The 10,792-nt window shown below is 64.4% G+C and carries 9 protein-coding genes; 5 read left to right on the top strand and 4 right to left on the bottom strand.

Features of this window, described 5'->3' with window-relative positions; genetic code table 11:
- Nucleotides 1-68: 68 nt before the first annotated feature.
- Genes O3932_RS04965 through pepN form a run of 4 tightly spaced genes read right to left on the bottom strand, consistent with a single transcriptional unit; the run spans nt 69 to nt 4,666 of the window.
- Nucleotides 69-902, bottom strand: a complete 834-nt coding sequence (locus tag O3932_RS04965; RefSeq protein WP_296504343.1) for a DUF881 domain-containing protein — start codon at nt 900-902, stop codon at nt 69-71.
- A gap of 1 nt (nt 903) precedes the next feature.
- Nucleotides 904-1,236, bottom strand: coding sequence for a small basic family protein (locus O3932_RS04970; protein ID WP_009648957.1), 333 nt, complete (start codon nt 1,234-1,236; stop codon nt 904-906).
- Nucleotides 1,233-2,087: a DUF881 domain-containing protein gene (locus O3932_RS04975; protein WP_296504341.1), complete on the bottom strand. Its 855-nt coding sequence runs from the start codon at nt 2,085-2,087 to the stop codon at nt 1,233-1,235. The genes O3932_RS04970 and O3932_RS04975 overlap by 4 nt, the downstream gene beginning before the upstream one ends.
- Nucleotides 2,084-4,666: an aminopeptidase N gene (pepN, locus tag O3932_RS04980; RefSeq protein ID WP_371536661.1), complete on the bottom strand. Its 2,583-nt coding sequence runs from the start codon at nt 4,664-4,666 to the stop codon at nt 2,084-2,086. Before pepN ends, O3932_RS04975 begins: the two co-directional genes overlap by 4 nt.
- Before the next feature lie 72 nt (nt 4,667-4,738).
- On the opposite strand from pepN, the gene O3932_RS04985 reads away from it, so the two are divergent.
- The 5 genes from O3932_RS04985 to O3932_RS05005 all read left to right on the top strand — a co-directional run bounded on the left by O3932_RS04985 (nt 4,739) and on the right by O3932_RS05005 (nt 10,123).
- Nucleotides 4,739-6,319, top strand: a complete 1,581-nt coding sequence (locus O3932_RS04985) for a UDP-N-acetylmuramoyl-L-alanyl-D-glutamate--2,6-diaminopimelate ligase (RefSeq protein ID WP_314567228.1) — start codon at nt 4,739-4,741, stop codon at nt 6,317-6,319.
- 79 nt (nt 6,320-6,398) lie between these two features.
- Nucleotides 6,399-7,952: a ribosome biogenesis GTPase Der gene (gene der / locus O3932_RS04990; RefSeq protein ID WP_371536664.1), complete on the top strand. Its 1,554-nt coding sequence runs from the start codon at nt 6,399-6,401 to the stop codon at nt 7,950-7,952.
- Nucleotides 7,953-8,079: 127 nt separating this feature from the next.
- Nucleotides 8,080-8,718 carry a DNA-3-methyladenine glycosylase I gene (locus O3932_RS04995; RefSeq protein ID WP_314567225.1) on the top strand — a complete coding sequence of 213 codons (639 nt, stop codon included), beginning with the start codon at nt 8,080-8,082 and terminating at the stop codon, nt 8,716-8,718.
- Nucleotides 8,719-8,760: 42 nt separating this feature from the next.
- A complete protein-coding gene (locus O3932_RS05000) occupies nt 8,761-9,273 on the top strand; it encodes a PH domain-containing protein (RefSeq protein ID WP_296504335.1) in 513 nt (170 codons plus the stop codon).
- 46 nt (nt 9,274-9,319) lie between these two features.
- Nucleotides 9,320-10,123 (top strand): DUF421 domain-containing protein, encoded by an 804-nt coding sequence (locus O3932_RS05005; RefSeq protein WP_009648970.1) that lies wholly within the window; start codon nt 9,320-9,322, stop codon nt 10,121-10,123.
- Nucleotides 10,124-10,792 lie beyond the last annotated feature (669 nt).

Below are 10,792 nucleotides of genomic sequence, written 5' to 3' on the forward strand. Positions count from 1 at the left end.
TGTAAACGTTCACCATCCCGCAAGCACGGGCACGGTGACCTCCACATTCATTATAGGCCGGGGGGCGTTTATTCATAGGTTGCGTACTGGGCCGGACGCGGCGTGGCGAGGGAGTGAATCGTCACCGAATCGGTCGGGGTGATTGTTACCACGGCCCCCTTTGCGCGCATCTGTGAGGCGGAACCCGCCTGAATTTCCAGCGCGGTGGCAATCGTCTGAGAGTCGCCAATGACCGTCCACGTGTATGGCGCCGCGATCGGGGTGCCATCGACGATGATGCCACCCGCCTGACCGGTGAAAGCCGAGCGCATCGTGAGGCGCACACCATTCAGATCGATGGCCTCGGCACCGGCATTACGCAACTCCCCCAGCGTCATGACAAACTGGGTGGGGCTGAGGGAAGCGCCGGGATCCGCGACTGAGATAGTCACCCCCGGTCCCTGGACAGCAACCGTGCCCGCAGCGATCTGAGCCTGCAACGCTGCTTTCGCGGACGCCTGCTCGCGCGCGTCCGCCTCACTAGCAGCGCTTTGGAGATCATCGAGTTCGCCGGCGAGTTCAGCGCGCCTACCCTGCAGGTTCTGCTCCTGGGTACCCAGCTCGTCCAGGAGGGTGACGAGGTCCTGCTCGGAGAGTCCCTCAAGGGGGTCAGAATGCTGGGCGCGTACCTGTGTCGCCAGGGCAAAACCGAGGATCATAAAGATGATGAGTATGACGATGTGCAGGCCGCGCGGCAGAGCGAAGAAAGCTTCTCGTGCGCGCGCCCAGAGCCCGGGTCCTGTGTGAGACTCGCGGTAAGCGGTGCGCTTGCCGGTGGCATCCGTTTCGAACGAGGCCTCGGCGAGGCTCTCTGGCGCGGCATCATCGACTACGGGGATCGCACGGGGCGTCTGGTCGCTCATATCAGGCCTTCAGCAGGAGTCGGCGGATGGATGCGGTATTGGAGAAGATACGGATGCCCAGGACCACAACGACGGCGGTTGTCATGGCTGATCCCACGCCCAGCTGAGAGCCAAGGAACACCAGGAGGCAGGCAACAACAACGTTCCAGAAGAAGGACGTGACGAACACACGGTCCGCGAACCTTCCTTCGAGCCACGCGCGCCCCGCGCCGAACAGTGCGTCCAAGCCTGCGACAACGGCAACGGGTAGGAAGGGCGCGAGCCAGGCGGGAACGGTGGGGTCAAGCAGGATGCCCAGGACGATTCCGATGATCAATCCGATGACGGCAATCACAATGTGGCTCCTTCGGTCGAAGCGGTGAGAAGTGTGGCGTATTGGGGGGTGGTCGGGGCGAGCGCGTCCATCGAGAGGGAAGGCGCAACCTTTGTGGAGACGGTCATGCCGGTCACCGATTGGGCTGCGGACAGGTAGTCGCCCGTGTTGCCGCGTACGAGGGCGACGGACAGCGCGTTTGAGTCTCCGATGGCGCTGACGATGTAGGGAGAGGACACGGGCGTGATGTTCACCAGGATAACGGAGCCCGCCGTACGCACGAAGGTGGTCGGTCCAATCCGCTGCCCGTTGATCGACACCGCTTCAGCGCCAGCGCCCCACATGGCGTTGACGACCATGGCCAGGTCCTGGTCGCGCACGGCACCGCTCCCCTTGCCGGGCGTGGCTCGGTCCGTCAGGGTCACGGTGATACCGGGACCGCTCACGGCGCTCGACCCAGTCGCCAGAGCCAGAGCATGGTCGGTCTGTGTGGTCGGCCCAGAGCGAGAGTATCCGTCGATCGCACGCCCGAGGGACTGCACCTCGTCGTCCAGGGTCGCGACCTGAGCGGAGCGCTGCGCCGCCTGATGCTTGAGGTCAGCCTTGACGTCCCCGACGGGGGTACGCAGGGAGACGGTGGCCACGACGGATCCGAAGCCGAGGGCAACAGCAACGATGAACACGCCCAGCCGCCCGACGAATCGGTTTGGCGTGGGTCCGTGCTCAGCTCTGTAGTGCTCGTAGCCCGCGTCGAGGGGGTTGGTCAGCATCGATGTTAGGAGTGACATCGATGCAGCGGGGTCCAGTCCCGAGGCCCTGGTAGCCTCGTTCTCCTCCCTTGCTTCCTCGTGGCGTTCCTCGTGCAGCGTCACTGATCGTGCTCCCAGCGGTGCTGGACACGCTCGCGGCGCTCGAAGTCGTCGAGATGCTCGACGACGATGCGGCGCAGCTGTGCTGGGGCGTCCTCGTGGGCGTCAAGCCAGGAGCGCAGCAGTGCCACACTTGCTTCGACGCTGCCCTCACGCGTTACGTCGACGCTGAGGTCGAGCACGCCGCTCACGTAGCGCAGCGCCATGCCGATCGTGTGCCTCTCCCAGTATTCGCGCATGCGCGCCACGGCCTCGGCCACGCCGGAGGACCCCTCCCAGGAGGACGCCTGGAGGCCCGCGAGGGTCGCGCTCAAGTAGTCATTAGATAGGGTATCTGACATCACCGACGCCCAGGCGCGGGAGCGGGTTGTCTCCTCGGGCAGGGAGGCGATAGCCTCGACAGCCATACGGGCAGCCTCTCCGGAACCATCGGCATCGCGCCAGGCGAGGATCGTCTGCTCGTCAACGAGGCCTCGGGCAGCCAGCGCTCGGCGCGCACGCCAGGCAATGTCGGGGTTGTCGACAGCAGCGAAGCCGCGCACCATGGCCTCGTACTCGTCTCCGCCTCGGGCGGCGAACTCAGCGATGAACGCGCGCGTGTAGGCACGCCACGCGTCCGCGTCGCTGGCGACGGATTCCCTCGCCAAGCGAATGGTGGTGGCCAGCACTTGGTCGTGCGATTCGGCGCGGACGCTTCCGGGCAGGAAGGAGGACAGGGCCTCGGCCACAAAGAGCAGCAGACGGTCGCGGATCGCAGGTTCGGTCTCGGTGGGCACAGCACCCAGGACGGCAGCGATGAAGCGGCGCGGATCAAGCAGGCCGTCGCGGACCGCGTTCCACAGGGACGCCCAGATGACCGCTCGGGTGATGGGTGCGTTGATCGTGCCGACGTAGGCCAAGGCGACGTCGGTGGAGCGCTCATCTAGGCGAGAGATCGCGTAGGTGAGGTCGTCGTCGTTGATGACGACGAGGTCAACGAAGGCAGCACCACCCGGAATGGCGAGCACTCCCTCGGGGTCGATGGGTGCGTTCTCGGCGTCGATGCGCACGTCGAAAACATGGGTGCGCTCGAGGGTACCGTCGGCAGCACGCCAGGTCGAGACGGTCACACGGTGGGGACGCAGGACACCGCCGCATGCCTCGCCACCCTGATGGAGAGTGAAGTTCGTGATTGCGCCGACGGGGTCGGTTTCCCACGAGGCAGACAGCATCGAAGGGCCGGGAGTATCCAGCCAGGCGCTCTTCCACGAACCCAACTCCTGGTGGGAAGCCTCCTCGAGTGCCTCGAGCAGGTCACCCAGGCTGGTCGCACCGAAGCGATGCTTGTCGAAGTAGCGTCGGGCACCCTCGTAGAACGCATCCTCTCCAACCCACGCGACCAACTGCTTGAGGACGGCGGCCCCCTTGGCGTAGGTGATGCCATCGAAGTTGGTCTTAGCGGCGGCCACGTCCGGGATGTCGGCGGCGATCGGGTGTGTCGTGGGCATCTGGTCCTGCGTGTAGGCCCAGATCTTTCGGTTCATCGCGAAGTTCGCCCACTCCCCCGTGTACTGGGTTGCTGTCGCGATTGCGCTGGCCCCCTGGTTCTCTGCGAAAGACTCCTTGAGCCACAGGTCGTCCCACCATGCTGGGGTCGCCAGGTCACCGAACCACATGTGGCACATCTCGTGCAGGGTCGTGTTCGCGCGGCGCTGGCGTTCGGAGAAGGTCGGCGTGGAGCGGGAGATGTAGGACTCGTTGAAGGTAATGCAGCCGGGGTTCTCCATGGCACCCAAGTTGTATTCGGGCACGTAGATCTGGTCGTAGGAACCCCAGGGGAAGGTAATGCCGTAGCGCTCGTGGAAGAAGTCCAGGCCCGCGCATGTCACCTCGAAGACGTCCTCGGAGTCGAGGTAGCGCGCGAGCGTGCGTCGGCAGGCCAGGCGCAGGGGCAGCTCGACGTGCCCGCCATCGGCACCGCCACCGCTCCACGTGGGACCCTCGATGACCGCCCAGGGCCCCGCGACAACCGCGGTGATGTAGCTGGAGAGCGGGGGTGTCGTGGAAAAATCGCGGCGCGTCACTCCGTCAGCGGTGGTCTCAACACCAACCTCGACGCCGTTGGAGAAGACGACCCAATCCTGGGGCGCGATGACGTGGAAGGTCCACGCAGGCTTGACGTCTGGCTGGTCGACGCACGGCCACGCGCGGTGAGCGTCGTTGGGTTCAAACTGCGTATAGAGGTAAACCTCTCCGTCTTCGGGGTCCGTGTAACGGTGCAGGCCTTCACCGCTGCGCGAGTAGCGGGCGAGCGCGCGCACCTCGAGGGTGGCGGTCTCCCCCACTGGCAGGCCGGACACCCAGACACGGTCTTCTTCGTCGTCGAAGGGGTGCTCCGCTCCGTTGAGTAGAACGGCTTCGACCTGTCCCGCGATGTCAATGAATGTGCGTTCCTCGCGCGCGACCAGCGTCAGAATGGAGGTGACGGGGTAGGTCTCTCGCGAGGTGTTCATGGCACCCGAAACGTCAACGGTGACGTCGATGGCGGACACCTCGAGGGTGGCAGCGCGGTGTGCTGCTTCGTTGCGTGTCAAGATCTGCATGACTCCTATCCTACTGTGTCACCGAACATGCGCGTGCTACACGGGGGCGCGTAGACGAACTAGAGTAGAGACATGACCTCAGTGATTGATATCCGTCCGTCCATCGATCCGATCCCGCTCGTGCGTGCCCTGGCAGGCCTCGAGGTCCAGGGGTTCTACGGCGCGGACGGTGCCCCCACGCCGCTCGACACCGCCGACCTGGCGATCTCGGGCGTGACCGTTTCCTCCGATGACTGCGAATCCGGCTGGATGTTCGTGGCGATCCCCGGCCTGACCCAGCACGGCATCCGCTTCGCCCACGCGGCCATCGAAGCCGGTGCCACCGTGATTCTCACGGATGAGGCCGGCCGCGAGCAGGCCAGTGAACGAGGCTTGGGCGTGCCGGTCGTTCAGGTGGCTGATCCGCGAGGCATCGTCCCCGCCCTGTGTGACAACGTCTACTCGGCCCCGGCCTCGCGCCTGACGACCATGGCCGTGACGGGCACGAATGGCAAGACGACGACCTCGTACCTGATGCGCGCGGCCATCGCCTCGCGTTTCCCCGAGGCTTCCCTGTGCGGCACTGTCGAAACCCACGTCGGGCCAATCTCGTTCGAGGCCGTGCGCACGACCGCCGAGGCTCCCGTCATCGCCCGCTTCCTGGCCGCGACCGAGCAGTACGGCTGCGGTGCCGGTGTTATCGAGCTGTCGGCGCACGCCCTGTCCCTGCACCGCGTCGACGGCATCGTCTTCGACGTCGCCGCCTTCACGAACCTGCAGCACGACCACCTGGACTACTACGGCGACATGGAGCACTACTTCGCTGCCAAGGCCCTGCTGTTTACCCCCGAGCACTCCCGCGCCGGCGTCGTGTGCGTCGACGACGAATGGGGTCGTCGCCTGGCGAAGCAGGCGACCGTACCGGTGACAACCGTGTCAGCCCTGACGAGCGAAAGCGCCGACTGGCAGGTCCGTGACATCGCGCCAGACCAGTCCATCGGGCGCACGGTCTTCACGCTCGTCGACCCCACCGGCACCGGCCACCGCGTTGCAATGCCCATCCTGGGTGAGGTCAACGTCCAGAACACCGCGGTCGCCATCGTGTCCGCGGTGACCCTGGGCATCGACCTGGCCGACGTCATCACGTCCGTCGAAAATGCTCCCCAGATCCCCGGACGCATGGAGAAGGTCAACCCGACCCCCGGTGCCCAGCCCCTCGTGATCGTCGACTACGCGCACACCCCCGAGGCTCTCGAGTGGACGCTGCGCTCAACGCGCGAGCTGACCCCCGGCAAAGTCGTCATCGTCTTTGGCACCGACGGCGACCGCGACGCGACCAAGCGTGAGCATTTGGCGCAGATCGCGGCACGCGAGGCCGACATCCTGTGGGTCACGGACGAGAACCCGCGCACCGAGGATCCTCAGTCTATCCGTGACTATCTGCTGCGTGGCATCGCCTCCGTGCGCCCCGGCATGGAGGACGTCACCGAGGTTACGACGTGCCGACGCGACGCCGTGCGCCGCGCCATCCTGGCGGCCAAGCCCGGCGACACCGTCATCATTACGGGCAAGGGCGCTGAGTGGTACCAGGAAATCCAAGGAATCCACCACCGCTACAACGACGTGCCCGTCGCCGCCGAGGTCCTCGCCTGCGACGTACGCTCCCACGAGTAGCGGTAATAAACCTGTGAACTGGCGCGCCACGGGGGTCCCCATTCGACCCGCGCGGCGCGCCACGCCGTAGACTGGGCGGGTGAACGACTTCGATACGCAGCACGGCGCGACCCACATTCCCGGGGACGACACAGCCGACGCCTACACCGCGGACCAGGCCCCGGCCTCGTCTGAGATGATCGACCTGACCGACGATGACGCTGCGGCCCGCGCCCGCGTCATGCGCGCCAACCTCGACCAGTTCGACCTGGATGACGAGGACTTGGCGCTGCTGTCCGGCGAGGTTGAGTTCGACGATTCCGGCGATGTCGCGGCGGGCCTGCCGGTCCTCGCCGTCGTCGGTCGACCCAACGTCGGCAAGTCCACGCTGGTGAACCGCATCCTGGGGCGCCGCGAGGCCGTTGTCCAGGACACGCCCGGCGTAACGCGCGATCGTGTCTCCTACCCCGCTGAGTGGGCCGGGCGTGACTTCACGCTGGTGGACACGGGTGGCTGGGAAATCGACGTGAAGGGCCTGGATCGCTCGGTCGCCGAGCAGGCCGAGATCGCCGTGGACCTGGCCGACGCGGTCGTACTGGTCCTCGATGCGACGGTCGGCGTGACGGCGTCGGATGAGCGTATCGTCGAGATGCTGCGCTCGAAGAAGAAGCCGATCATCCTGGCCGCCAACAAGGTCGATTCTCCCCTGCAGGAGGCTGACGCTGCCTACCTGTGGAGCCTCGGCCTGGGTGAGCCCCACGCGATCTCCGCGCTGCATGGGCGTGGCACTGGCGACCTCCTCGACGTCGTCATGGATGTTCTGCCGGCAGAATCCGCCGTGGCCTCGGCGCTACCCTCCGGTGGCCCGCGCCGCGTCGCCCTGGTTGGCCGTCCCAACGTCGGTAAGTCCTCACTGCTCAATTCGCTGGCTGGCGGCGAGCGCGTCGTCGTCAACGAACTTGCGGGTACGACCCGCGACCCCGTCGACGAACTCATTGAGCTGGACGGACGTTCCTGGTGGTTCGTCGACACCGCCGGCATCCGCCGTAAGATGCACCGTACGACCGGCGCGGACTACTACGCGTCCATCCGCACGCAGGCCGCTATCGAGAAGGCTGAGGTCGCCCTGGTTCTCATCGACGGGTCCGCTCCCCTGACCGAGCAGGACGTACGCGTCGTCCAACAGGTCATCGACGCAGGCCGAGCGCTCGTCATCGTCACCAACAAGTGGGACCTGGTGGATGAGGATCGCCAGAAGGAGATCAAGAACGAGCTGGAGCGAGAGCTGGTGCAGGTCCAGTGGGCACCGCGTATCAACCTGGCGGCCAAGACCGGCTGGCACACCAACCGCATCGTGCGCGCGCTCGACGCCGCCCTCGAGGGCTGGGAAACCCGCATCCCGACGGGCCAGCTCAACGCGTTTCTCGGCCAGCTCGTGGCCGCGCATCCGCACCCGCTGCGCGGAGGCAAGCAGCCCCGCATCCTGTTTGGCACGCAGGCGTCGTGCAAGCCCCCGCGCTTTGTCCTGTTTACGACCGGGTTCCTGGATCCGGGCTACCGCCGCTTCATCGAGCGCCGCCTGCGCGAAACCTTCGGCTTCACGGGCACGCCCATTCAGATCTCGGTGCGCGTGCGCGAGAAGCGCCGCCGCTAGGGACACCTCCTGTGCATAGCTGACGCGCGCATCGCCCTATCCACAGGGGTGGTGCGCGCGTCGGCGTTATCCACAGGGGTCACAGTGGCGTTTGCCCGAACGCGAGGGGAATGCGCAGGATGGGGCTATGAACGCCTCTGTTGAATGCCCGATTTCCGTTCCCCTTCCCGATGGCCTGACGCTGTGCGAGGACGGCCTCGTGCGTCCCACCTGGGCGTCCCACGACCGCCTCCTGCGTGACTACTACGACGACGAGTGGGGGGTGCCGGTCCACGACGAGGCCGGCGTGTTTGAACGTCTCGCCCTCGAAGGATTTCAGGCGGGCCTCTCGTGGCGCACTGTCCTCGCCAAACGTGAGGCATTCCGGGAGGCTTTCGGGGGCTTCAGCCCCGACGCCGTCGCCGCTTTCACTGACGAGGACATCGACCGCCTCGCATCCAACCCCGCCATTATCCGCAACCGCCGCAAGATCGAGGCTGCGATTATGAATGCGCGGGCCACGCTCGCTCTGCGTGACGTGGACGAGGCCCACTCCCCCGATGCCTCCCACCTGGGAGCGCTCGTGTGGTCGTATCGTCCCGAGGCCGACCCACGTCCGACCTGTGCGGACGAGGTTCCCGCAGCTCTACCCGAATCGCGTGCCCTGGCTGCCGATTTGAAGGCTCTCGGGTTCCGCTTCGTTGGACCCACAACGATGCTCGCTCTCATGGCCGCGATCGGCATCGTCAACACCGACATCGTGGGTACACACCGCCGACCGGTCTGACCCACATGTTCGCGCACTGTCGTTATCTGGCATGATGGAACCATGGCACTTTCCAAGAAGCTCCTCAGTCAGGACGAGGTCGTCGTCCGCCACATGCACACCCATATCAAGGTCATCCTGCCTCAGATCATCGGTGAGATTCTCCTGGTGCTCGCAGCCACCGTCGGTTCGTTCTACGTCCCGGAAGACTCGCGCTCCTGGGCGCTGCCGACCATCTGGATCGTGGTTCTGATCCTGTCGGTGCCCTTGCTGGCGATCCCCTGGATCAAGTGGATCAGCTCGACCTACACGGTGACCACAAAGCGCATTATTACCCGCAAGGGCATCTTCACGCGCACCGGCCACGACCTGCCGCTCACGCGCATCTCCGACGTCCAGCTCGAGAAGAACATCGACGACCGCCTCTTTGGCTGCGGCACGCTCGCCCTGCAGACCTCGGCGGACGATCCGCTGCTGCTGCGTGACGTCCCCAAGGTTGAGATGGTCCAGGTTGAAATCTCGAACCTGATCTTCCACGATATTCAGGGAGCCATCGACGCGGATCCAACAAACTGATCACACCACGCCAAACCGCGTCCCCACATGCGAATAGACTGGTCTCATGTTCGATGTTCATGGTTTCGAAATGACGGTCTTTAAGCTCCTGATCGGTATCATCCTGATCGTCCTCCACCTGCGCCTCACGGGCAAGCAGCAGACGACCCAGCTGACACCGATCGACTTTATCGGGAACTTTATCCTCGGTGGCGTTATCGGCGGCGTCATCTACAACCACGCAATCTCGTTCGCGGAGTACATCAGCTTCCTGCTCGTCACCTTTGGAATCATCTCCGGTCTGAACTACCTGACGTCGAAGTTCATGTCGACCCGCTCGCTCGTGATGGGAAAGGCGTACAGGATCATCGAGGGCGGGCGTTTTACTCAGGACGCGCTCGACAGCTCGGATCACAAGCTCGACCCAGTCGAGTTTCTCGCAGAGCTACGCGGCATGGGCATCTTTTCACTGAGCGACATCAGCCTCGCACAACGCGAAGCCAACGGTTCGCTGACCGTTCGGCGCATGGATGAAGGCGACGTGAACTACCTCCTGGTGTCGAACGGTCAGATTGTCAGTGACAACATGGAGTTGGCTGGTCGTAGCGACAAGTGGTTGCGCGATGAGCTCGAGCAGGCGGGTGCGGGTGCCCTCGAGAATCTGTTCCTGGTTGAGCTTGATGCTCATCGTCATCTCACCATCGTCGATCAATCGGGGCTGACGACTTCGTCGGCCATCTCCGATGCCGCTGTCGATGAAGTGACAACCGTGACCGAATTTGATGATCCTGGCACACAGACTGCCACGCTTGAGAATTTCATTCCCGCCGATGCGCAGCCGGACGAGGCGTCTTCGCAGACGAATAACTGACCGTCGCAATAGTGTGTCGGTGTTTCCCCGGCCTCATCGCCATTGACGAGGCCGGGGGTGCCCGGGTGGGTGTGTACCCGTTTGTGGCGGTATCGGAAGGGGCCGAACCGCCGAGGTAGGTCGAAATCATCCCCGTCGACAACTTCGACCTAGGGCACAGTTTAGCTCATGCACGCATATAAAATGATGCGCTTCACATCGCAACATAGCCGCGTTCACCTGCGTAATTCTGCGGATAATTGCTCACAAACTGCCATTTACCGAGGATGATACCCAGTTGATAGGCACATCACGTTTCGATAACAAAGATTGTCCGACAAATTAAAATCGGGACAGAGGTCCCCCACGGTGCGCGAGCAGCGGGATTTGAGAGCATGGGGTTAGTCCCAGGTACTGTGGTCGGCGGGTGATGGAGTTCGTTGCTGCGGAGTTGGGAAACCGCGCACGCTACGCTCGGATTATCCAGATCATCCAACAGCACCTCATCTGGCCGTGCTTTATCCGCACGTTAACCCGCTATTCCGAGCCTGGGCAGCCACGCCCACATACGGAAGAGACGGCCCACGTGCGGAAGAGCCGGTTCACGTTCAAGCAAGGTACGGCACCTGGCCGCGAACATCCCCGCCCACGTACGAAACAGACGGCCCACGTACGAAACAGGGAGTTCAC

The sequence above is a fragment of the Pauljensenia sp. 20925_1_25 genome (genome assembly GCF_041433955.1).
GTDB lineage: Bacteria > Actinomycetota > Actinomycetes > Actinomycetales > Actinomycetaceae > Pauljensenia.

What these genes read in the sequence shown, in the direction of transcription:
- O3932_RS04965 (WP_296504343.1), bottom strand. Translation starts at nt 902, where the DNA reads ATGAGCGACCAGACGCCCCGTGCGATCCCCGTAGTCGATGATGCCGCG.
- pepN (WP_371536661.1), bottom strand. Translation starts at nt 4,666, where the DNA reads ATGCAGATCTTGACACGCAACGAAGCAGCACACCGCGCTGCCACCCTC.
- O3932_RS04985 (WP_314567228.1), top strand. Translation starts at nt 4,739, where the DNA reads ATGACCTCAGTGATTGATATCCGTCCGTCCATCGATCCGATCCCGCTC.
- O3932_RS04995 (WP_314567225.1), top strand. Translation starts at nt 8,080, where the DNA reads ATGAACGCCTCTGTTGAATGCCCGATTTCCGTTCCCCTTCCCGATGGC.
- O3932_RS05000 (WP_296504335.1), top strand. Translation starts at nt 8,761, where the DNA reads ATGGCACTTTCCAAGAAGCTCCTCAGTCAGGACGAGGTCGTCGTCCGC.
- O3932_RS05005 (WP_009648970.1), top strand. Translation starts at nt 9,320, where the DNA reads ATGTTCGATGTTCATGGTTTCGAAATGACGGTCTTTAAGCTCCTGATC.